General features: G+C 72.5%; 18 protein-coding genes. 14 read left to right on the forward strand and 4 right to left on the reverse strand.

Annotated features, from left to right (window positions below; genetic code table 11):
• Positions 1 to 82 precede the first annotated feature (82 nt).
• Positions 83 to 2,458, forward strand: a complete 2,376-nt coding sequence (locus tag ABZ880_RS37870; RefSeq protein ID WP_361272853.1) for a SpoIIE family protein phosphatase — start codon at positions 83 to 85, stop codon at positions 2,456 to 2,458.
• A gap of 35 nt (positions 2,459 to 2,493) precedes the next feature.
• Here the strand turns inward: ABZ880_RS37870 and ABZ880_RS37875 are convergent, their stop codons facing one another.
• Positions 2,494 to 3,063 (reverse strand): RNA polymerase sigma factor, encoded by a 570-nt coding sequence (locus ABZ880_RS37875; RefSeq protein ID WP_361272856.1) that lies wholly within the window; start codon positions 3,061 to 3,063, stop codon positions 2,494 to 2,496.
• A gap of 19 nt (positions 3,064 to 3,082) precedes the next feature.
• Here ABZ880_RS37875 and ABZ880_RS37880 point away from each other — a divergent pair, with 19 nt between their 5' ends.
• The 3 genes from ABZ880_RS37880 (at position 3,083) to ABZ880_RS37890 (ending at position 6,586) form a co-directional block, all read left to right on the forward strand.
• Positions 3,083 to 4,447, forward strand: coding sequence for a serine/threonine-protein kinase (locus ABZ880_RS37880; RefSeq protein ID WP_361272858.1), 1,365 nt, complete (start codon positions 3,083 to 3,085; stop codon positions 4,445 to 4,447).
• 127 nt (positions 4,448 to 4,574) lie between these two features.
• Positions 4,575 to 5,252, forward strand: coding sequence for a DUF4232 domain-containing protein (locus ABZ880_RS37885; RefSeq protein ID WP_361272861.1), 678 nt, complete (start codon positions 4,575 to 4,577; stop codon positions 5,250 to 5,252).
• An 80-nt stretch (positions 5,253 to 5,332) separates the two neighbouring features.
• Positions 5,333 to 6,586 carry an SLC13 family permease gene (locus ABZ880_RS37890; RefSeq protein WP_361273119.1) on the forward strand — a complete coding sequence of 418 codons (1,254 nt, stop codon included), beginning with the start codon at positions 5,333 to 5,335 and terminating at the stop codon, positions 6,584 to 6,586.
• 9 nt (positions 6,587 to 6,595) lie between these two features.
• Here the strand turns inward: ABZ880_RS37890 and ABZ880_RS37895 are convergent, their stop codons facing one another.
• Both ABZ880_RS37895 and ABZ880_RS37900 read right to left on the reverse strand, forming a co-directional pair.
• A complete protein-coding gene (locus tag ABZ880_RS37895; protein ID WP_361272863.1) occupies positions 6,596 to 8,455 on the reverse strand; it encodes an RICIN domain-containing protein in 1,860 nt (619 codons plus the stop codon).
• Between the two features lie 424 nt (positions 8,456 to 8,879).
• Positions 8,880 to 9,788, reverse strand: coding sequence for a helix-turn-helix domain-containing protein (locus ABZ880_RS37900; protein ID WP_361272865.1), 909 nt, complete (start codon positions 9,786 to 9,788; stop codon positions 8,880 to 8,882).
• Between the two features lie 63 nt (positions 9,789 to 9,851).
• On the opposite strand from ABZ880_RS37900, the gene ABZ880_RS37905 reads away from it, so the two are divergent.
• Positions 9,852 to 10,673 (forward strand): phytanoyl-CoA dioxygenase family protein, encoded by an 822-nt coding sequence (locus ABZ880_RS37905; RefSeq protein WP_361272867.1) that lies wholly within the window; start codon positions 9,852 to 9,854, stop codon positions 10,671 to 10,673.
• Here ABZ880_RS37905 and ABZ880_RS37910 read toward each other — a convergent pair whose 3' ends face one another.
• Complete coding sequence (locus ABZ880_RS37910; protein ID WP_361272869.1) at positions 10,674 to 11,645, reverse strand: aldo/keto reductase; 972 nt, start codon at positions 11,643 to 11,645, stop codon at positions 10,674 to 10,676. It abuts the gene before it with no gap.
• Between the two features lie 249 nt (positions 11,646 to 11,894).
• Between ABZ880_RS37910 and ABZ880_RS37915 the strand changes: the two genes are divergently transcribed.
• The 9 genes from ABZ880_RS37915 (at position 11,895) to ABZ880_RS37955 (ending at position 22,812) form a co-directional block, all read left to right on the forward strand.
• A complete protein-coding gene (locus tag ABZ880_RS37915; protein ID WP_361272871.1) occupies positions 11,895 to 12,719 on the forward strand; it encodes an endo alpha-1,4 polygalactosaminidase in 825 nt (274 codons plus the stop codon).
• Between the two features lie 5 nt (positions 12,720 to 12,724).
• Positions 12,725 to 14,020, forward strand: coding sequence for an ABC transporter substrate-binding protein (locus tag ABZ880_RS37920; protein WP_361272874.1), 1,296 nt, complete (start codon positions 12,725 to 12,727; stop codon positions 14,018 to 14,020).
• Between the two features lie 24 nt (positions 14,021 to 14,044).
• Positions 14,045 to 15,010: a sugar ABC transporter permease gene (locus ABZ880_RS37925; protein WP_361272876.1), complete on the forward strand. Its 966-nt coding sequence runs from the start codon at positions 14,045 to 14,047 to the stop codon at positions 15,008 to 15,010.
• Positions 15,007 to 15,828 carry a carbohydrate ABC transporter permease gene (locus tag ABZ880_RS37930; RefSeq protein WP_361272879.1) on the forward strand — a complete coding sequence of 274 codons (822 nt, stop codon included), beginning with the start codon at positions 15,007 to 15,009 and terminating at the stop codon, positions 15,826 to 15,828. Before ABZ880_RS37925 ends, ABZ880_RS37930 begins: the two co-directional genes overlap by 4 nt.
• Positions 15,825 to 16,772 carry a carbohydrate kinase family protein gene (locus ABZ880_RS37935; protein WP_361272881.1) on the forward strand — a complete coding sequence of 316 codons (948 nt, stop codon included), beginning with the start codon at positions 15,825 to 15,827 and terminating at the stop codon, positions 16,770 to 16,772. Before ABZ880_RS37930 ends, ABZ880_RS37935 begins: the two co-directional genes overlap by 4 nt.
• The gene (locus tag ABZ880_RS37940) at positions 16,769 to 18,070 is read left to right on the forward strand and encodes an alpha-glucosidase/alpha-galactosidase (protein ID WP_361272884.1); all 1,302 of its coding nucleotides are present in this window, start codon (positions 16,769 to 16,771) and stop codon (positions 18,068 to 18,070) included. Before ABZ880_RS37935 ends, ABZ880_RS37940 begins: the two co-directional genes overlap by 4 nt.
• 118 nt (positions 18,071 to 18,188) lie before the next feature.
• The gene (locus ABZ880_RS37945; RefSeq protein WP_361272887.1) at positions 18,189 to 19,031 is read left to right on the forward strand and encodes a hypothetical protein; all 843 of its coding nucleotides are present in this window, start codon (positions 18,189 to 18,191) and stop codon (positions 19,029 to 19,031) included.
• A gap of 111 nt (positions 19,032 to 19,142) precedes the next feature.
• On the forward strand, positions 19,143 to 21,890 hold the full coding sequence (locus ABZ880_RS37950; protein ID WP_361272890.1) for an AAA family ATPase: 2,748 nt from the start codon (positions 19,143 to 19,145) through the stop codon (positions 21,888 to 21,890).
• A 97-nt stretch (positions 21,891 to 21,987) separates the two neighbouring features.
• Positions 21,988 to 22,812 (forward strand): alpha/beta hydrolase, encoded by an 825-nt coding sequence (locus tag ABZ880_RS37955; protein ID WP_361272893.1) that lies wholly within the window; start codon positions 21,988 to 21,990, stop codon positions 22,810 to 22,812.
• The last annotated feature ends 12 nt before the right edge of the window (positions 22,813 to 22,824 follow it).

A 22,824-nucleotide genomic window follows, 5' to 3' on the forward strand; every position in this document is an offset into this window, starting at 1 on the left:
TCCGTGCAGGACGGCGACGGTCTAGGCTGGAACTCATGTGACCCGGCGGTTCACTGTGAGTGTTCGCGAAAGAGTGGCGACGATGAGCCCGGAGTATCCGTTCGACGATGACGCGACGGCGCGGGCTGTCATCGACGAATCCGGCACACTTCTCGAGTGGAACGCCGGTGCCGAGCGTCTGCTGGGCTGGCCGGTCCCCGAGGTCGTCGGCCGGCCCGGCCGAAATCTGCTGGTCGACGGTGATGTCCTCGCGCCCGCCGGGCTCCGCTGGGACGGCACCGTCGCGCTGCGTCACCGGGACGGCCACGAGGTGTCCGTCTGGCTGCTCGCCCACCACCGGCCGCCGCGGGACGACACTCCCGGCCGATGGCTCCTGTTCACCCCCCTGGACGGCGCCGCGCCGCACTCCCCCGACGACCCGCTGGCCACGGCGGTGCTCACCCAGTCGCCCTGCGCGGTCGCCGTGTACGACGAGCGCCTGCGGCTGAGACGGGTCAACGACGCCATGGCCGAGGTGATCGGGCTGCCCGAGGAGCGCATGCGGGGGCTGCGCCTGTCCGAGATCGGCGGCAAGCCGCAGAGCGAGGAGCTCGAGGCGCACATGGTGCACGTGCTCACCTCGGGGCGCCCGCTGGACGTCCAGACGTACATGCGCACCGGCGGCGAGGACAACGCGCACGCCTGGCTGGCCCGGATGGCGCCGCTCACGGACGACGAGGGACGGGTGCGGGGCGTGTGCCTGGCCGCGCACGACTTCACCGACAACTACCTCGCCCGGGAGCGGCTGCAGCTGGTCAACGAGGCGAGTGTGCGCATCGGCTCCACGCTCGACGTCACCCGTACGGCGCAGGAGCTCGCGGACGTCCTCGTGCCCGCGATGGCCGACCTGGTCAGTGTCGACCTGCTGGATCTGCAGGAGCACGGCGGCGAGCCCCCGCTGCGGCTGACCGCCCCGATCGGCCTGCGCCGCGCCGCGCATCTCTCGGTCAATCCCGGCACGCCCGAGGCCGTCCTCAAGCCCGGGCAGCTGGAGCAGTACCCCGCCGGCTCGCCCCAGGCCGACTCCCTGGAGGCGGGCCGCACGATCGTCGCCTCCATCTCCTCGGGCGCGCTCGACCAGTGGCTCAGCTGGCACAAGGCGCGCGCCGAGCGGGTCAAGGAGTACGGCATCCACTCCACGATGTCCGTACCGATCCAGGCCCGCGGGCTGACCCTCGGTGTCGCGGTCCTCACCCGGTTCCGGCGGCCGGACCCCTTCTCGGCGGACGACGTGCTGCTGGCCGAGGAGATCACCACCCGGGCCGCCGTGTGCATCGACAACGCCCGCCGGTTCTCCCGCGAGCGCGAGACCGCCCTCGCCCTGCAGCGCAGTCTGCTGCCCCGCTCGCTGCCGCGCACGGCCGCCGTGGACGCCGCCTCGCGTTACCTGCCGGCGGCCCGGGCCGGGGTGGGCGGCGACTGGTTCGACGTGATCCCGCTGTCCGGGATGCGGGTCGCCATGGTCGTCGGGGACGTCGTCGGCCACGGCATCCAGGCCTCGGCCACCATGGGCCGGCTGCGCACCGCGGTCCGCACGCTGGCCGACATCGACCTGGCCCCCGACGAGCTGCTCACCCACCTCGACGACCTGGTCGTACGGCTGTCCGCGGAGGCCGGGAACGAGGGCAGCCCCGGCGAGGTCGGCGCCACCTGTCTGTACGCGGTCTACGACCCGGTGTCACGGCGCTGCACGCTGGCCCGCGCCGGGCATCCGCCGCCGGTCGTGGTGCCGCCCGGGGGCGAACCGGAGCAGGTGGAGCTGCCGGCCGGGCCACCGCTGGGGCTGGGCGGGCTGCCGTTCGAGTCGGCCGAGCTGGAGCTGCGCGAGGGCAGCGTGCTGTCGTTCTACACGGACGGCCTGATCGAGACGCGCGAGCGGGACGTCGACGCCAGTCACCGGATGCTGTGCGACGCGCTGGCGACGTACTCCGACTCGCTGGACGAGACCTGCGACCGGGTGCTGCACTCCCTGCTGCCGACGGGCGGTGCGCTGGACGACGTGGCGCTGCTGCTGGCCCGCACCCGCGGTCTGCCCGCCTCGCAGGTGGCGACCTGGCACATCCCCGCCGACCCGGCGCTGGTCGCGCCGATCCGCAAGCAGGTCGTCGAGCAGCTGAACACCTGGGGCCTGCCGGAGGCCTCGTTCACCGCCGAGCTGGTGGTGAGCGAGCTGGTCACCAACGCGATCCGCTACGGCGCCCATCCCATCCGGCTGCGGCTGATCCACGACACGGCCACGCTCATCTGCGAGGTGTCCGACACCAGCCACACCGCCCCGCATCTGCGCCGTGCCAAGACCTGGGACGAGGGCGGGCGCGGTCTGCTGCTGGTCGCCCAGCTCACCCAGCGCTGGGGCAGCCGGCACACGGCGGACGGCAAGACGATCTGGGCGGAGATCGCGCTGCTCGACGAGGAGTGACGAATCGGGGCCACTGCCCTTTCGGGGCGTGCCGCTCAGGTCGTGTCCGCGAGCCAGGGCCTGACCTGTCTGCGCGCCTCGTGCAGCCGCGACTTGAAGGTGCCCAGCGGAATCCCGACCCGCTCGGCGGCCTCGGCGTACTCGAGATGGCAGATGTCCCGGTACACCAACGGCTCGACCAGCTGGGGGTGTTCGCGCTCCAGCCGTTCCAGCGCCTCCAGCAGGTCGATGCGGGAGCCGGCGATCACGCTCGTCGTGCGCGGGTCCACATGCCGCTCGTCGTCGATCGGGACCGGCTGTTCCGCGGCCCGGCGCTTGAGCTCGCGGTACTTCTGGCGGCAGCAGTTGGCGACGACCGAGTAGAGCCAGGTGCTGAAGCGGCTGCGGCCCTCGAACGTGTGGATCTTCCGGGCGAGTTGGAGCAGGACGTCCTGCGCCGCCTCCTCCGCGTCCTCGCGGCAGGGCAGGAACCGTCCGCAGCGCCGGACGACCTCGGGCCGGATCGCCGTCAGCAGCTCCTCCAGCGCCGCCCGGTCGCCCGCCGCGGCCAGGCGGGCGAGCTCCTCGGTCGGCGTGACCAGGTGCTCTTCTCGGGATCGATCCACGGCCAGGCATGATAGTCGAATGCACTCCGTCGAGCGGATCGGGCGCTACCGCCTCGAACGGCGCCTGGGCACGGGCGCGTTCGGCACGGTGTGGCTGGCGCACGACGACGAGCTCGAGGCTCCGGTCGCCGTCAAGGTCCTCGCCGACAACTGGTCGCACCGGCTCGATGTGCGGGAGCGGTTCCTGTCCGAGGCGCGGATGCTGCGCCGGGCGGGTTCGGACCGGGTGGTGCAGGTCCACGACCTCGGTGAACTCCCGGACGGCAGACCGTACTTCGTGATGGAGTACGCCGACGGCGGCACCCTCGCCGACCTGCTCGCCGGCGGTCCGCTGCCCGTACCGGAGGCGCTGCGGCTGACCGCGCTGGCCGCCCGCGGCGCGGCCGCGCTGCACGAGGCGGGGATCGTGCACCGGGACATCAAGCCGTCCAACGTGCTGCTGTGCTCCTCCCCCGGCGGCTCCTCGCGGGTGCTGCTGGCAGACCTGGGGCTGGCCAAGAGCCTGGCGCAGGCGTCCGGGCTCACACAGGCCGCCGGGTCGGCGGGCTACCGGCCGCCCGAGCAGGCCGAGCCCGGTGCGGGCATCGACGCCCGGGCCGATGTGTACAGCCTGGGCGCGGTCGGATACCACCTGGTGACCGGTGCAGTGCCGGGCGAGCCCGGCAAGGTCGTACGGCCCGACCGGCTGCGGCCGGATCTGGACCCGGCGGTCCGGCGGGCCCTGATGCGGGCGCTCGAACCGAACCGCAGGCGCCGCTGGCCCGGCGCGCAGGTCTTCGCGGAGGAACTGGAACGGCTCGCCGCACCCGGTCACCGGCCCCGCAAGCGCCGAACTCCCCTCGTACTGACGGGACTTGTGGCCGTGGTCGCGGCCGTCGGCGTGACCCTGGCGCTGGTGGAGCGGCAGTCCCCGGCCGCCGAGGTGCGGGTCGCGGACACCACCGGCCGGGTGTCGGCCGAGGTTCCTGCCGACTGGAGCCGGCAGCTGCGCGACTCGGGGTGGGATCCGGGGGCGCTCGGGCTGCCGGCCGGCCACGAGCCGGGGTTCGCGGTCGCGGACCGCCTGACGAAGTGGCAGGACCTGACGGCCGACGTCAACGGCGTGTTCGTCGGCCTGAGCGAGCACGGCGACCTCACGGCCGCGGTGAACGCCCTCGGCCACCCCGGCTGCCACTACGACGGCGCCCGCGCCTACACCGGCACACGCTGGCACGGCAGGCTGCGCACCTGGAGCGACTGCCCGGGCCGCGGCGGATCGGTCACGGAGGCCGCGCTGGCCCCGCCGGGCGGCGGCGCTCAGACTCGGGTGTATGTGCAGATCCGGCAGAGCGGCGGGGCCTCGGAGGCCGACCGCGTCCTCGCCGCCGTACGCCTCGGCAGCTGACGCAGAACACTCGGGTCGCGCGCGAACTTTTCCGTCCCGGCATGCATCGGACGTGTATGACGGGGCACAGAGCGCCGTACGCACACGCCACGACGTGTGCGTGGAATCTCCGGGAGTGTTGAGGAACATGGCGAACAAGTCCCCCTCCGTCCACCGGGCGGCCCTCTTCGCGAGCGCGGTCGCGATGCTCGGTCTGCTGACGGCCTGCGGCGGCAGCGGCGACGGCGCGGCGAGCGCCCCGAGCACCCTGCCCGGTACGGCGGCACCCGCCACCGGCGACCGCCCCACGGACTCGGCGAGCGCATCCGTCTCCGCTTCGAGCAGCGCGCCCGGTGGGACCACGGCCACCGCGTCGAACCCGCAGTCCTCCCCCGCCGACACCTCGAGCCGCTGTCACACCTCCGAGCTGCGCGCGACCGTCGGGCGCAACAACCCGGGAGCCGGGCAGGAGAACTTCCCGATCGTCCTGACCAACACCTCCTCCCGCACCTGCACGGTCCGCGGCTACCCGGGGGCGGCGTTCGTCGACGCGTCCGGCCGGCAGCTGGGCCCGGACCCGAAGCGCGAGTCGGGCAGCGCGCCCACGACGGTGACGCTGGCGCCGGGCAGGAGCGCCTGGGCGGGGCTGACGTTCTCCAACCCGGAGGTCAGCGGCGCCCACGCGGCCACCCCGGCGTCGCTGCTGGTGACCCCGCCGGACGAGCGGGACCACCTCACGGTGAAATGGACGGGCGGCCAGGTGCCCGTGTCCGGGAACGCGTCCTCGGTGCGCCTGACCGTCTTCAGCGCGGGAACCGGAGCCTGAGCGGCGGGGTCCTCGCGGGCTCCGTGCCGTGACCTGTTTTCATGGAGAGCCCGCGCTGATCCGCTCCGAAGGACCCTGCTCTGAACACCCCGCTCGCCGAGACGCTGTCCATCGTCCTGCTCGTCGCCGTCCTCGCCTTCGCCGTCCTGCGGCCCAAGGGGCTGCCCGAGGCCGTACTGGCCGTCCCCGCGGCGGGCGTGGTGATCGCCGCCGGGGCGATCTCGCTCGAGCATGCGCGGGCCGAGGTCGAGCGGCTCGGGCCGGTGGTCGGCTTTCTCGCGGCGGTGCTGGTCCTCGCGCACTTCTGCGACGTCGAGGGACTCTTCCAGGCCTGCGGGGCGTGGATGGCACGCCGGGCGGCGGGCTCTCCGGTGCGGCTGCTGACCGCGGTGTTCGTGCTGGCCTCGGCGATCACGGCCGTACTCAGCCTGGACGCCACCGTGGTGCTGCTGACGCCGGTGGTGTTCGCCACCGCGGCCCGGGCCGGGGTGCGCGCCCGACCGCACCTGTATGCGTGCGCCCATCTGTCGAACACGGCGTCGCTGCTGCTGCCGGTCTCCAACCTCACGAACCTGCTGGCGTTCGAGACGAGCGGGCTGAGCTTCACCCGGTTCGCGGCGCTGATGGCGCTGCCGTGGCTGGTCGCGATCGGCGCCGAGTACCTGGTCTTCCGGCGGTTCTTCGCCGACGACCTGTCCTCCTCCGCCGCCTCCCCCGAGCCCGGCGAGACCCCCGAGCTGCCCTTGTTCGCGCTGGTCACCGTGGGGTGCACGCTGGCCGGGTTCGTCGTGGCCTCGGCGGTCGGCGTCGAACCGGTGTGGGTGGCCACCGCCGGGGCGCTGGTGCTGGCCGGCCGCGCGCTGGTGCGGCGCAAGGCCACCCCGCTGTCGGTGGTGCGGGCCTCGGCCCCGGCCTTCCTGGCGTTCGTGCTCGCGCTCGGCATCGTGGTGCGGGCGGTGGTCGACAACGGGCTCGCCGACGCACTCGACCACCTGCTGCCCGACGACTCCGGGCTGCCCGCGCTACTGGGCGTCGCCGCCCTGGCCGCGCTGCTGGCGAACCTGATCAACAACCTGCCCGCGGTGCTGGTCCTGCTGCCGCTGACCGCCGCCGGCGGGCCGGGTGCCGTGCTGGCGGTGCTGCTCGGGGTGAACATCGGCCCGAACCTGACGTACGCGGGATCGCTGGCGACGCTGCTGTGGCGGCGCATCGTGCACCGCCACGAACAGGACGTGGACCTCAAGGAGTTCACCCGCCTCGGCCTGTACACCACCCCGGCCGCGCTGATCGCGTCCGTGGCGGCGCTGTGGCTGTCGCTGCAGGTCGTCGGCTGAGCGGGCCGGTCAGTGGCGGTTCCCGCCGTAGCCGGAACCGCCGCCGTAGCCACCGCCGGAGCCGTATCCGCCCCACCCGCAGTAGTTCGGGTTGTAGTAGCAGTAGTCGTTCGAGGGGTACGAGCTCGTCGGCTTCGCGGTCGACGGGGTCGCGGACGGCGTCGGGGTGGGTGTCGGCGTCTTGGAGGCCTTGGCCTTGGGGGTTGCCTTGGGGGTGGGCGACCGGGTGAGGGCGCTGTCCGCGTCCCAGTTGACCACCTGCATCTGGAGGTCCGCCTTGGAGGTGTCGAACACCCAGCGCTGGGCGTCGTCGCCGTCGGTGCGGGTCTTGACGACGAGTGCGCCCGATCCGTCGGTGGCGGCGGGGGTGAGGGCCAGGTCCTGGTCCCAGCGCGGCACCAGGGTGCCCTGCAGGGTGAAGTCGTAACGGATGTTCCTGGCCGCCGACTTGGAGGCGCCCGCGCAGGGGGCGAGCTGCACCGAGTAGCCGAGGTGGGAGTCGAGGCAGAGATCGGGGTCCTCGACGCTGCGCAGCCGGCCGTCGGTCTCGTACGACCACTGCTGGCCGGTCGCGGCGGAGCACTTGGCGAGTTCGGTCTCGGCCCCCTTGACGGCCTTCTTGCCGACGATCGCGATGCACAGCCCGGAGTCGAGGTTGTGCAGCCGGCCCTGCACATCGCCCTGGGAGGCCTCGCTGGCGCTGACCCAGGACGAGCTGCCCGGGGTGCTCTTGGCGGGGCCGGGCGTCTGCGAGGGCGGGCCGCCGTGCGCCGGGGTGGGACCGTCGCCGGAGCCGAGGACGGACCACAGGACCAGCGGGAGCGTGATCAGTCCGCTCACCGTGAGCACGGCCGCGGCGAGGTTGCGGCGGCGGGCGGCGGCACGCCGGGCGGCCTTGTGGGCCGAGCGGCGCGAGGCGGTACGGGAACCCGCGCGCAGGCCTACGGCGGGACCGGATCCCGGGGCGGTGAAGGGCTCGCCCACGAACGACGGGGGCAGGACCTCCTCGGGCAGCGGGCCCGGGAAGCCGGCAGCGGCGGGGGCCATCCGGGATTCCACATAGGTCCGGGCGCCCCAGCCGAGCACCGCCTCGGCGAGCGCCAGGCCGAGCCCCTGGTTGAACTGGGCGAGTTGGTCGGCGGTGTGGCGGCAGTGCTTGCAGCGGGCCAGGTGGGCGGCGAGGTCGGGGTCCATCTCGGCCCCGCCGCGCCGGTAGGTCACGTCCAGCATGCGCAGATAGCGGCGGCACTCCTGCTCGGGGGCGAGCTCGCGGTGGACCTGGAGGCACTCCTCGCGGAGCCGCTCGCGGGCACGGCCCACTTCGATGCGCGCGTCCTCCGCGTCCAGGCCCAGCAGGCCGCCGGGTATCTCCACCGGTTCGGCCTCGACCTCCACGTGCCACAGCAGGCAGCGGGCCGACTGGGGCAGCCGTTGGAACGCCCCGGACAGCAGGCGCCGGTCGGGCGGCGGGAGCAGCCGGGCCGCGAGCCGGTCACCGCCCGCGGTCGCGGTGCGCAGTTCGGGGTGGAGGTGTTCCCGTCGGTGGTCGTTGTCCCACTCGGCGGCGATACGGCGCACGGTGACGAGCAGTTGGGGCCGCCAGGCGGAGGTCGGCCCGTTCTGCCGGAGGGTCTCGCCGAAAAGCCTCGTGAAAGCGGCGGTCGTGAGCATTCCCGCGGAGGGGGCGCCGTCGGTGCACAACCGGGCATAGGCGAACGCCGCCTCCCAGTGCCGGTCGAGGAGTTCCCCGACGGGCTGCAGCGCGGGCGTCGTCCCCGTCCACTTCTTGAGTTCGGCGCTCAGCTGCTCGTCGGTCACGTCGAACCGGCGGTCGGGCGTCGGGGAATTCGACAGGCCGGCGTGTTTCACGGCTGCATTCCTCTCGGGGCATGCGACATAAAGTCCATACCAAGGGGTATGGGGATCCGCCGACGGCGCGACGGGTCCCACCCGTACGGGATTCGGCGGCTCCAACTCCCACCTGGGGAAGCCCTTTTGGAGCATAGGGGGAACGGGAGCGCCTCGCGCGCACAGCGTGAATATGTATTCGCTGTGCGCCGACAGGGCACACCTTTGCACAGGTCAGCAAGCATGAACAAGAGATCTCGCGGTTTTGTGCATTGCGTGCGCACCCTGTGGATTTGACGATTCGTCAATCCGTACGGCTCGGGCATGACCGCCGTATCGGAAGCCTAATCGGGAATGGGATTCACCTGGCTGCGGGCCGCCCGGTTCCCAACCATTGAAAGGTCCTCCCACCGCGCATCCGACCGGTCGAGTCGGGGCGGTTCGTTCACTCCGCAACCATTGGGCCTGCTGTCCGGTATGCGCCGGGCGGCACCCCGTAGCGGGCGCGGAAGGCCCGGTTGAAGTGGAAGGGGCTGGCGAACCCGGAGGCCGCGGCCACCCGGTCCACCGGCAGATCGGTGCCCTCCAGGAGCCGGGCGGCATGCCGCAGCCGGGCCTCGCGCAGCGCCCGCATCGGGGACTGGCCCAGCTGCCGGGTGAAGAGGTGGGCGAAGCGGGAGGGCGACAGGGAGACGCTCTCGGCGAGCGAGCGGACGGTGTGCGGGGCGCCCGGATCGGCGGCGATGAGCGCCTCGGCCCGGTCCACCCGGGGATCCAAGCCGGACGGGGGCGACGGGGGCCGTGCGGTGGCGGCCGCGAGCAGGACGACCTCTTCGAGCGAGGAGAGGGCGAGTTCGCGGGCCGCGCTGGAATGGGCGACGGCGACCCGGTCGTGCTCCGCGGGCGCCGGCGCGGGCGGCGGCTCGGTCCCCGTCCAGCGGGCGTCGGCGAGCATCCGCCGGAAGGCCGATCCGACGCGGTCGTGCAACGCGGCCGGGGTCGGGGTGACGGCGTACAGTCCGTCGCCGCGGTCGTAGGGGCGCAGCCAGGGTGTCCAGGAGGGCCGTGCCTGGCAGTGGACCCACCAGAACTGCCAGTCTGGGACGCCCGGTTGGACCGCGTACTGGTGGGGCGCGCCGGGCCTGAGCACCATCAGGTCCCCCGCGCCGGCGCGCACCTCGGTCGCTCCCTGGCGCACGCGGCCGCGACCGCCGGTCGTCCAGAGGAAGAGCCAGCTCTCGGCTCCGCTCGGCCGGTTGATCGCGTATCCCTGGGCCTGGTCGTAGTAGCCGAGCACGACCAGCCCCGGTGGCGGCGCAGCAGTCTCGGGCAATCCGTCAGCCTTCACGGGCATCCTCCTGGAGTGGGCAGCGACCTAGCGTGTTGCACAGATGACACCTCACCGAGGAGGAAACGGATGACAGCCACAGGCATCGGCGCCGCCGGCCGGTCCATCCTGACGCAGGACGGACTGCGGCAGTTCCAGGAGGACGGGTTCACGGTCGTGCGCGGGTTGTTCGGCTACGACGAGATCGACCGGTTGTGCGCCGAGTTCGCGGCGCTGCAGGCGGCGGGGCCGGTCCCCGGCCACTTCTCGCCGCAGGCGTCGTCCGCGGATCCGCTCGCGACGCATCCGCGGGTGATGCACCCGCACGAGATCAGCGAGCTCGCACGGCGTGTCCTGCTGGATGCCCGGCTGCGCACCGCCCTGGAGGCCCTGCTCGGCGAGGAGGTGCTGGCCGCGCAGAGCATGTTCTACTTCAAGCCGCCGGGTGCGCGGGGGCAGGCGTTGCACCAGGACAACTTCTATCTGCGGGTGGAGCCGGGCACATGTGTGGCGGCGTGGGTGGCCTGCGACGTGATCGACCGGGACAACGGCGGACTCGAGGTCGTCCCCGGTACGCATCGGATGGATCTGTTCTGCCCGGAGGAGGCGGACGTCGAGGTGTCGTTCGCGCGGGAGTACGTTGCACCGCCGCCGGGTCTCGCGACCGTGCCGGTCGACATGGCGCCGGGGGACGTCCTGTTCTTCAACGGCAGCCTGGTGCACGGGTCTCAGCCCAACCGCACGGCCGATCGGTTCCGGCGGTCGTTCATCGGGCACTACGTGGGGCGGTCGGCGGAGCGCATCGGCGCGTACTACCGGACGCTGTCGATGAGCGGTGAGCGTGTGACGCTGGCGGAGAGCGAGGGTGCGGGCCCGTGCGGCACCGAGTTCGCGCCGCACGGGCCGCACTAGTCAGCTGTGACCGACGATCGGGTGCGGGGTGTAGGGCTGCTCCAGCTCCTCGATCTCCTTGTCGCTCAGCTCCAGTTCGACGGCGGCCACGGCGTCCTCGATGTGGTGCGGCTTGGCGGCACCGACGATCGGGGCCGCCACCGTCCGCTGGTGCAGGAGCCAGGCCAGGGCCACCTGGGCACGCGGAACACCGCGGTCGGTCGCGATGCGGGTGACCGACTCGACGATGGTGCGGTCGCCCTCCGGGTAGAGACGGCTGCCGAAGTTGTCGTTGGCGCTGCGCTCGGTGACGGTGCCCCAGTCGCGGGTGAGCCGGCCGCGGGCCAAGGGGCTCCAGGGCAGGGCGCTGACGCCCTGGTCGGCGCAGAGGGGCAGCATCTCGCGCTCCTCCTCGCGGTAGAGGAGGTTGTAGTGGTTCTGCATGGACACGAACTTGGTCCAGCCGTGCCGCTCGGCGGTGTACTGCATCTTCGAGAACTGCCAGGCGTACATCGAACTCGCCCCGATGTAGCGGACCTTGCCCGCCTTCACCAGGTCGTGCAGGGCTTCCATCGTCTCCTCGACCGGGGTGTGCGGGTCGAAGCGGTGGATCTGGTACAGGTCCACGTAGTCCGTGCCGAGGCGGTCGAGACTGTGGTCGATCTCGGTCATGATCGCCTTGCGGGACAGGCCGCCGCCGTTCGGGCCGGGCCGCATCCGGCCGTGCACCTTGGTGGCGAGGACGATCTCGTCGCGGTTCGCGAAGTCGCGCAGTGCCTTGCCGACGATCTCCTCGCTGGTGCCGTCGGAGTAGACGTTCGCCGTGTCGAAGAAGTTGATCCCGGCGTCCAGTGCCTGCCGGATCAGCGGACGCGAGGCCTCCTCGTCGAGGGTCCACTCGTGGACGCCGCGGTCGGGCAGGCCGTAGGTCATACAGCCCAGACAGATCCGCGACACGTCCAGGCCCGTCGAACCGAGCTTCACGTACTGCATCGTTGCTGCTCCTGCCTTCGGGTTGGGTACGAAGGGGAGCGTACGGCCTCGTGTGCACTCACGTGCCGCCCTCTTGACGGCGGACGGCGGCGGGCGCTTTCATCCTGGACACGTGCCGCCGCCTGCAGCGGGGCACACAGAGGTGCGCCCAGCCGGTAGCGGACGAGCTCCAAGTCCGGCCAAAGTCGCCAGGACCGACCGGACACCCGGTCCGAGGCGGGGTCGTACCCGCGATTGATGGAGCAGGACATGCCCGTCAAGGGTGTCTCCCGCGTCGGAGGTCTCGGGACGGCCGTCGGCGCGAGTTTTCTTCTCGTCACAGGGTCGACCGCGTGCGGTTCCTCCGCCGGCGCGTCGTCCGCCGAACTCCGGCTGCCGCCCCGCCACGCCGGCTTCGACTACCAGATCGGCGGCGCCTATCCCCCGCCGGCCGGCGTCCGCATCGTCAGCCGCGACCGTACGGCCAGCCCGGCGCCCGGGCTCTACAACATCTGCTACGTCAACGCCTTCCAGTCCCAGCCGGACGAGCGCGCCTCCTGGCCCGCCGACCTGCTGCTGCGCGACAAGGACGGCCAGGTGGCCGTCGACGAGGACTGGGGCGAGGCGCTGCTCGACATCCGTACGCCGGCCAAGCGGAAGCGTGTGGCCGCCCGGATCGACGGGTGGATCGACGGCTGCGCCGCCAAGGGCTTCGACGCCGTGGAGCCGGACAACTACGACAGCTACACCCGCTCCCGGCACCTGCTGACCGCGAGCGACGCGACCGCCTTCATCACCCTGCTGGCCCGGCATGCGCACGCCCGGCAGCTGGCGATCGCGCAGAAGAACACGGTCGAGCTGGCCGGGCTCAGGAAGCGGACGGGGCTCGACTTCGCGGTGGCCGAGGAGTGCGCGGAGTACGACGAGTGCGGGCAGTACGCGAAGGCCTTCGACGACCGGGTGGTGGTCGTCGAGTACTCGGATTCCGGGCTGCGCAAGGCACTTGCGGGCTTCGGCGGCCGGCTGAGCATCGTGCGCCGGGACGTCATGGTGTCGACGCCCGGCAGCGACGACTACGTGCGCAAGGTGCGGTGAGGGCGATGACCGAGGGAATGTCACGCCGCCGACTGCTGCTCGGCGCGGCCTCGGTGGCCGCCGTGAGCGGCTGTGCGGGCGGTGCGTCGGACGGGGTGGGCGCCGACGGCAGGGTGACCGTGGAGTTGTGGCACGGTCAGGCCGACACCGCGCGCAAGGCCCTGGAGACACTGGTCGCCGAGTTCAACCGGACGCATCCCGGGATCCGTGTCGAGGCGGGCGGTGGCGGGGTCATCGCCGACGCGATGCTCCAGAAGGTGACCGCGGCGATGGCCGCCGGCTCCTACCCGGACATCGCCTACATCTTCGGCTCGGACCTGGCGAGCGTGGCGCGCAGTCCCCGTGTGGTCGACCTGACGGACGCCATGCACGAGGGGCCGACACCCTGGAACGCCTTCTGGAAGCCGGTGCGCGACGCGGTCACGCTCAACGGCCGGGTGCGGGCGGCGCCCGCGATGCTCGACTCGCTGTGCGTCGTCTACAACAGGAAGCTGTTCCGGCGGGCCGGTGTGCCCTACCCGCGGGCGGGCTGGTCCTGGGACGAATTCACCGACACCGCACGGCAGTTGACCGACCCCGGCCGGGGCGTGTTCGGCACCGGCTGGCCCGGCGCGGGTGACGAGGACACCGTGTGGCGGCTGTGGCCGATGATCTGGGACCTGGGCGGCGAGGTGGTCGCCGACGACGGCCGGCACATCGGCTTCGCGGACCAGGGGGCGCGGGCGTTGCAGACGGTCGCCCAACTGGTGCGCGACAAGAGCGTGTACGTCGACCCGTCGGGCGGCGGCGAGCAGATGTACCAGGTCTTCCAGGGCGGCCGGATGGCGATGGTCGGGACCGGGCCGTGGCAGCTGCCCGACATCGTCGGCGCCAAGGTGGACTACGGGGTGGTGCCGCTGCCGACGTACAGCGGGCGGCCGGTGACCATCTCGGGGCCCGACACCTGGACGGTCTTCGACAACGGCTCGGCCCGCTCCCGGGCGGCGGTGGAGTTCGTGCGCTGGATGAACCGGCCGGTCCAGGACGTCCGCTGGGACGCCTCGGCGGGCAGTCTCCCGCTCACCTCGACGGCCGCGGACCGGCCGGACTGGCGGCGGCACAGCGCCCGGACCGTCGGCCTCGACGTGTTCACCGACTCCCTGCGCACCGCCCGCGTCCGTCCCGTCCACGCCGCGTATCCGCAGATCTCGCAGGCGCTGGGCGAGGCGATCGTCTCCGTCCTGCTCGGCAAGGACTCCCCCGCCCACGCCCTGCGCCGCTGTGCCGACAAGGCCGACGCGGCCTTGCGGATCCCCAGGTGACTTCCCCGGTACGGGAGATACGTCATGTCCACTCTGCCCCGCGCCCTCACCCTCCCGCCGCAGACCCCGGCGGCCGACCCGGCCGTCGCGCGCCGCGCCGCCCGCCGCCGTGCCCGCCGGGAACGCACCACGGCCTGGGCCTTCATCAGCCCGTCGGTCCTGGTGATCCTCGGCCTGAGCGTCGTACCCGTCGTCTGGTCGCTGCTGCTGTCCTTCCGCGCGGACGACCTCGTGACCCCGGGCCGCTGGGTGGGTCTGGAGAACTACGACGCGCTCGTCCAGGACCCCAGCTTCCTTACGGCGGTGGGGAACACGCTCCTCTACACGGCCCTGTTCGTGCCGCTCAGCCTGGTCGGTGGGCTCGCCCTGGCCCTGGCGCTGAACCGGCGGATGCGGTTCATCGGCCTGTACCGCACGCTGGTGTTCGTGCCGTTCGTGGTGTCGGCGACCGCGCAGGGCGTGCTGTTCTCCTTCATCCTCGACCCGGAGTTCGGCGCCGCCAACGCCCTGCTGCACCACCTCGGAATCTCCCGGCAGGGCTTCCTCGCCGACCCCGATCAGGCGCTGTATCTACTGGTGCTGATCTCCCTGTGGAGCGGGCTCGGGTTCTGTGTGGTCGTCTATCTGGCCGCGCTGCAGGACGTGCCGCCCGAACTCGTCGAGTCCGCGCGGATCGACGGCGCGAACCGGCGGCAGGTGCTCCGGCACGTCACGCTGCCCGCGCTCACACCGGTCACCGTGTTCCTGCTGCTGTGGCAGATCATCACCGCACTGCAGGTCTTCGACCTGATCTACGTGACGACGAAGGGCGGTCCGCTCGGTTCGACGACCGTCGTCGTCTACTTCGTCTGGCAGCAGGCCTTCCAGCTGTTCACCGCCGGGTACGGGGCCGCGGCGGCCTACGTCCTGGCGCTGGCGCTGCTGGTCGGGGGCGGTGCGGTGCATCTCGTACGGCGCCGGCAGGAACGTACGGAAGGAGCCGCCCGATGAGCGCCCGCAGCTCAACCCTCGCCCGCCATCTGGTGCTTGCGCCGATCGCGCTGCTGTTCGCGCTGCCGCTGGTGTGGCTGGCGCTCAGCTCGGTGATGTCGGACACGGAGATCAACCGGTTCCCGCCCGCCCTGTGGCCGGACGGCATCCATCTCGGCGGCTACCGGTACGTCCTCGGCAACGCGATGTTCCCGCGCTGGTTCGCCAACTCGCTGATCGTGGCGTGCGTCGCGGTCGTCTCGAACCTGCTGCTGGGGGCGCTCGGCGGCTATGCCTTCGCCCGGATGAGGTTCGCCGGGTCGCGGCTGCTGCTGGGGCTGATGCTGGCGACGATGGTGGTGCCGTTCCAGCTGACGATGATCCCGACGTTCCTGGTGATGAAGTGGTTCGGGCTGATCGACACGCTCGGCGCGCTGATCGTGCCGTCGCTGGTGACGCCGTTCGCGGTGTTCCTGTTCCGGCAGTTCTTCCTGTCCCTGCCGCGGGAGATGGAGGAGGCCGCCTGGATCGACGGGTGTTCGCGCCTGAGGGTGCTGTTCTCGATCGTGCTGCCGCTGGCCCGGCCCGCGCTCGCCACGGTCGCCGTACTGACCTTTCTGACCACCTGGAACGACCTGTCCTGGCCGCTGATCGCGATCAACCACGACACGCAGTACACGCTCCAGCTGGGCCTGACGACCTTTCAGGGGCAGCACCACGTCAAGTGGTCGGCGGTGATGGCGGGCAATGTGATCACGGTGCTGCCGGTGCTGGTGGCGTTCCTGCTGGCGCAGAAGACCTTCATCCAGTCGTTGACGTCGAGCGGGCTGAAAGGGTGAGCGGGTTGTCCTTCGACCTGCTGGTGATCGGTGACGCCAACCCGGACGTGGTGGTCGGCCCGGTGACCGGGATCGAGTTCGGTCAGCGCGAACAGCTCGTCGAGCACGGCCGGTTGGTGCTCGGCGGCTCGGCGGCGATCATGGCGTGCGGGGCGGCGCGCCTCGGGCTGCGGGTCGCGTTCGCGGGGCGGGTGGGCGACGATCCGGCGGGGGCGTTCGTACGGCAGGCGCTCGCCGCGCGGGGTGTCGACGTCGGCCACCTGGTCGTGGATCCCCAACTGCCCACTCCTCTCACGGCGATCGTGACCGCGGGCGACGGCGACCGGGCGATCCTCACCTCCCCCGGCTGCCTGGCCGCGACCGGCCCCGAGGACGTACCGGCAGAGCTCCTGGCCGCTGCACGGCACGTCCACTCGGCCTCCTTCTTCCTGATGCCGCGCCTCGCCAGCTTGCTGGCCGACGTCTTCGCGGAGGCCCGCGCGCACGGCGCGACCACCTCGCTCGACACCAATGACGATCCCGCCGGCCGCTGGGACCGCGCGCTTCTGGAGCCGGTCCTGAAGGTGACGGACGTACTGCTGCCGAACGCGGCGGAGGCCCGCGCCCTTTCCGGCGAGGCCCAACTCGCCGACGCCGCCACCGCGTTGGCCCGGCACGGTCCGACGGTCGTCGTCAAGGACGGCGCCCGCGGCGCCCTCGCCTGCGAGGGCACACGGCTGCTGCGCACCGGGGCCGTCCCCGTCGAGCCGGTCGACGCCGTGGGCGCCGGCGACAGCTTCGACGCAGGTTTCGTCGCCGCGCGGCTGCGCGGGCTCGGCCTGCACACCTCGCTGGCGTTGGCCGTCGCATGCGGCTCGCTGTCGACGCGCGACCACGGCGGTACGGCGGCACAGCCGACGTGGGAGCAGGCATGTGCCGTCGCCGATCCGAAAGGAACCAGATGAAGATCGTGTTCGTGGGGGCGGGCAGCGTGGTGTTCACGCAGGGTCTGCTGGCCGATCTGTTCGCCTTCCCCGAGCTCGCGCACGCCCGGATCGCGCTGCACGACATCGACCCGCAGCGGCTGGCGACGGCGGAGGGCGCCGCCCGCCACATCGCGGAGGTACGCGGGGCGAAGCCCGTGATCACCGCTCACCTGGAGCGGAAGGCGGCGCTGGCGGACGCCGACTTCGTCGTCAACATCGTCCAGGTCGGCATGGACGCGGCCACCCGCACCGACTTCGCCGTCCCGGCCCGCTACGGGCTGCGCCAGACGATCGGCGACACGCTCGGCGTCGGCGGCATCTTCCGCGCGCTGCGAACGTTCCCCGTCCTCAAGGGAATCGCCGAGGACATGGCCGAACTCTGCCCAGGCGCCCACCTGTTGAACTACACCAACCCGATGGCAATGAACGTGCTCTATCTGAGCCGTATCGCCCCGCAGTTGAAGGTCACCGGCCTGTGCCACTCGGTGTACTGGACGATGCACGACCTGTCCGCCCTGGTGGGCGTGCCCTTCGAGGAGGTCTCCTATCTGGCCGCCGGCGTCAACCACCAGGCGTGGGTGCTGCGCTTCGAACGCGAGGGGCAGGGCCTGTACCCCCTGCTGGACGAGGCGATCGCCCGCGACCCCGGCCTGCTGCGCCGCGTCCGCGTGGACATGTACCGCAGGCTGAGCCACTACCCGACCGAGACCAGCGAGCACTCCTCCGAGTACGTGCCCTGGTATCTGCACCACGACAGCGAGATCGAGCGGCTGCGGCTGCCGGTCGGCGCCTACCTGAAGATCATCGAGGAGAACGCGGCGAGTTACGAGCACACCCGCGAGGCCCTGGCCGCGGGCCGCCCCCTCCCCGTGGAGGGCACCCTGGAGTACGCCCCGCAGATCATCCACAGCACGGCCACCGGCACGCCCCGCACGGTCTACGGCAACGTCCCCAACCGCGGCCTGATCGACAACCTGCCGGCCGACTCGGTCGTCGAAGTCCCGTGCCTCGTCGACGCGTCGGGCGTGCAGCCCACCCGCGTCGGCGCCCTGCCGCCCCAGTGCGCGGCCCTCAACCGGGCGTACGTCTCCGTCACCGACCTGGTGGTCCGCGCGGCCACGGACGGCGACCCGCGGCACATCCGGCACGCCGCGATGGCCGACCCGGCGACGGCGGCCGCGCTGCCGGTGGAGCGGATCTGGGACCTGTGCGACGACCTCGTAGAAGCTCATGGCGAGCTGTTGCCACCGGAGCTGAGGGGGCGATTGGGGCACTGATCGTTGCTGCCCGCAGGTGACCGCCCGGCGTGGGAGCGGCCGGGCGGTCGGCGCGCTCCCGCATCCTCGGCGCAGGTGACCGGCGTCCGGCCGGTCCTGGCCGTGCGGGAGGAACCCGGTGCCGACACGCCCGACGAAGCTGAAGCTCCTGCTGGGGACGGCAGTACTGCCGCTCGCCCTGGTGTCACCCGTCTGGGCCAGCCCGAGCCCGCCGCCGGCACCGTCCACGCTGTGCGCACCCGCGGGAGTCCTGCGGGGCGCGGACGGGCAGCGCGCCTCGGTCAGCCTGTGCGCGGGCAGCGGCACCCCGATGATGGCGGTGTCCGCCCCGGCGGCGTGCCGTCGCAGCGGGTCGGCCGAGGGCCTCGCCTGCCTCACCTCGGGGACGTGGACCGCGCGGAAGTACGGCGTGACGGTCGTGTCCGGGAAGCTTCCCGGCTCGGGCGACTATCCCGGTCCGGGGACGTACGACATCGAGGGCGACGTCCGTGTGACGTCGTCGCCCGCGGGTGTGGACCTGCACGGCACCGTCCGCGCCACGCTGACGCTGACCGCGCCCAAGCCGCCGGCCACGCACCGCATCGAGGTCGACCGCAGCACGCTGGGGTGCGACTCGGCGACCGTCCTGACCTACCGGATCTTCCGCGACAGCGAGAACGGGGACGGCAGCGCCCGGTTCGGGCTGATCGGCGAGGAGGCCTCGGGGGTGCGGCTGTCCACGTCCGACCCGCGCTGCGTCAATCCGCTGATCGGCCGCTACCCCGCGACGACGAGGAACGCCTACGCCCTCGACTGCGCACTCACCGACCTCCAGCCGGGACGGCCCTCGACCGTCGTCGTACGTGTGGTGACGCAGCAGACCTGCTCCACCGTGGTGTCCAAGCTGGGTTACTGGATGCCGCAGGGCCAGGCGCTGTACACGGGCGGAATGCTGGCGGGCCCCACTGTGGAGTGCGTTTGAGATCCATACTCACGTTCGCCGTACAGTCCCCGCCCGAAATTGTTTGAATGACCGAGCTTCACGAAAACTGCCGATGGCCTTCACATGCGGGCCTCACCGAAGGGCGTTGGCGTGATCCTCAAGGGGCGGGCCCGGGAACGTGAGCAGCTCGACGGCCTCGTCGCCGCCCTGCGCGAGGGCCTCAGCAGCGTCGTGGTGCTGCGGGGTGACGCGGGCATCGGCAAGAGCGCGCTGCTCGGCCATGCGGCCCGGGAGGCAGCGGATCTGCAGGTCCTGCGGGTGGCGGGGGTGGAGGCCGAGTCCGGCTTCCCGTTCGCCGCGCTGCACCGGCTGCTGGTTCCGCTCGTCGAGGAGCTCAAGGAGCCCGGTGCGCTGCCCGCGGCCCAGCACGAGGCGCTACGGGTGGCCTGCGGGCTGGCCGACGGGCCGCCCGCCGACCGGTTCCTGGTGGGCCTCGCGACCCTGACGCTGCTCGCGGAGTCGGCGAAGCTGCGGCCGGTACTGGCCTGCGTCGACGACGCCCAGTGGCTCGACGACGAGTCCTTCGCGGTGCTCGCCTTCGTGGGGCGGCGGGTGCATGCAGAGGGCGTGGGCCTGCTGTTCGCCGCGCGCACCGGATTCGATGTGCCCGCCGGGCTGCCCGTCACCGAAGTCGCCGGTCTGGAGGAGCAGTTCGCGCTGGAGCTGCTGCGGGAGGCCGTGTCCCGGCCGCTGGACGGACGGGTCGCGGCGCGGATCGTGGCCGCGACGGCGGGCAGCCCGCTCGCGCTCGCCGACCTCGGCCAGGAGCTGACCGCAGACCAGCTCGCCGGTTCGCTGGCGCTGCCCGAACCCCTGCCGGTGGGCCGCACGTTGGAGGAGCACTACCTGCAACGGGTCCGTGAGCTGCCGGAGTCGACGCGGACCTGGCTGCTGCTCGCGGCCGCCGAGCCGGGCGGGGACCTGGGGTACGTCACGGCCGCGGCGAAGCTGCTCGACTGCGCTCCCGAGGCCTCCGGGCCGGCCGAGGCGGCACGGCTCGTGGTGCTGCGGGCGGCCGCGGACTTCCGTCATCCGCTGGTGCGTTCGGCGGTGTACGGCGGGGCGGCCGGCGTCGAACGGCGGCGCGCGCATGCCGCGCTGGCCGAGGTCACCGACCGTCCGGCCGACACGGACCGCAGGGCCTGGCACCTGGCCGCCGCGGCGTTCGGGCCGGACGAGGCCGTCGCCGCGGAAGTGGAGCGGACCGCCGACCGGGCGGGCGCGCGCGGCGGCCATGCGGCCCGCGCCACCTTTCTGACCCGGGCGGCCGAGCTGACCCCGGAGGCCGGCGTGCGGGCCGGACGGCTGCTCGCGGCGGCCGAGGCGGCACTCACGGCCGGGGCGCCGCTGCAGGCGGAGTCGCTGCTCGACCGCATCGACGTCGGGCTGCTGGGTGACGTCGGCCGGGGCCGGGCGCTGCTGGTGCGGGCGCACGCGATCTCCCTGCTGGGCGACGCCGGGGCGTTCGCCGTGGCCCCGGCGCTGTGTCTGTACGCCGCGCAGTACCTCGCGGACGGCGCCCCCGGCCTGGCCCGCGATGCACTGCTGCGGGCCGTCGACCGGGCCATCTCCGCGGAGCACCTGATACGCGATGTGACACCGGGCGACATCGCACGGGCCATCGACGACCTGCTGCCGCGCTCGGCCCCGGCCACCGGCGGCGACCTGGTGCTGCGCGCCTTCGCCGTCCTGGTCACCGATGGCTACGAGCGCGCCGTACCGCACATGCGACGGGCCCACTCGGTGGTGGTGGACCCGGGCACGCCGGACGAGGAGGTGCTGCGCGCCTATCTGCCCGCGGTCACCCTGTCGATGATGCTGTGGGACGCGGACGCGCAGAGTGCGGTCTTGGCCCGGGCCGCGGACGCCGCCCGCAGGACCGGCGCCCTGACGCAGCTGGACACCGCCCTGTACTGCACGGTGATGCACGAGACGATCCTCGGCGAACTCGCGACGGCGGACGAGGTGCAGGCGCAGGGCACCCAGATCCGCGCGGCGATCGGCGCCACCGACGACATGTGGGCCATGTACCGGCATCCCGAACTGCTCGCCTGGCATGCCGAGGCACAGAACCTGGAGGCGGCGCTGCGCGGATCGATGGAGGCCGGCAGCTGGCTGGGCAACGGCGCGGTCGAGTCCATCGCCCGCATCGGCATGGTGATCCTCGCCCTCGGCGGCGGCGACTACGCCCGCGCCCGGCCCATCCTCCACGAACTGGTCGAACACGACCTGATCGCCTACCACTCCCGCCTCCTCCCCCATCTGGTCGAGGCGGCCGTGCGCTGCGGCGACCGTGTCCTGGCCACGGCGGCCCTGCGCACGCTGGCCTCCCGCGCCACGGCCACCGGCACGCCGTGGGCGCTCGGCCTGCTGGCCCGCAGCCGGGCCCTGCTCGCCCCGGCGAGCGAGGCCGAGCCCCTGTACCGCGAGGCGATCTCCACGCTGTCCGGCACCCGGGCCCGGTCCGACCTCGCCGTCGCCCATCTGCTGTACGGCGAATGGCTGCGCCGCCGCAGGCGCCGCAGGGACGCCCGCGACCAACTGCGCACGGCCTGGGAGCTGTTCGACCGCATGCGGGCCACGGGATACGCAGCCCGCGCCGCCCAGGAACTGGCGGCGACCGGAGAGCATCCGCAGCGGGCGCAGGCGGGGACGGCCAGTGCGCTGACGCCGCAGGAACTCACCATCGCGCGGCTCGCGAAGAGCGGCGCGACCAACGCCGAGATCGCCGCGCAGCTGTTCATCAGCGCGAGCACGGTCGACTACCACCTGCGGAAGATCTTCCGGAAGCTCGACGTCACCTCCCGGCGGCAGCTGAGGCGGGCCCCGGAGCTCTGAGTCCGGTCACGACTACGCGTTCCACGGGATTCGGGGGCACAGGCATCCGTACGAGGCTCGACGGGTCGAACACGTCCCACGGACGAGAGGACTCGCAATGCCGTACGTCACCGCAGCCGACGGAGCCGAGATCTTCTACAAGGACTGGGGGGTGGGCCGCCCCGTCGTCCTCAGCCACGGCTGGCCGCTCAACTCGGACAGCTGGGAGGCACAGCAGCTGTTCCTCGCCTCGCACGGCTTCCGTGCCATCGCCCACGACCGGCGCGGCCACGGCCGCTCCACCCAGACCTGGCACGGCAACGAGATGAACACCTACGCCGACGACCTGGCCACCCTCGTCGACACACTCGACCTGCGCGACGTCACGCTCATCGGGTTCTCCACCGGCGGCGGCGAAGTCACGCGCTACATCGGCCGGCACGGCACCGCCCGCGTCGCGCAGCTCGTGCTGGTCTCCGCCGTACCGCCGTTCATGCTCAGGACCGACGACAACCCGGGCGGGGTGCCGATCGAGGTCTTCGACGCGCTCCGCGCCGGATCGCTGGCCGACCGCTCGCAGCTGTACCGCGACCTGGCCGACGGGCCGTTCTTCGGCAACAACCGGCCCGGCGCCAATGTCTCGCAGGGCGCCCGGGACGCCTTCTGGCGCCAGGGCATGGAGGCCGGGCACCGCAACGCCTACGAGAGCATCGCCGCGTTCTCCGAGACCGACTTCCGCCCGGACCTGGACGCCGTCGACGTGCCCACGCTGGTCATCCACGGCGACGACGACCAGGTCGTGCCGTTCGAGGTGGGCGGCAAGGCATCGGCGGACCGCGTCAAGAACGCCTCGCTGAAGATCTACCCGGGCGCGCCGCACGGCATCACGGACACCCACAAGGAGCAACTGAGCGCCGACCTCCTCGAGTTCCTCAACTCCTGACACCGGAAGGAA

This window comes from Streptomyces sp. NPDC047043 (genome assembly GCF_040644055.1).
In the GTDB taxonomy this organism is placed as follows: Bacteria; Actinomycetota; Actinomycetes; order Streptomycetales; family Streptomycetaceae; genus Streptomyces.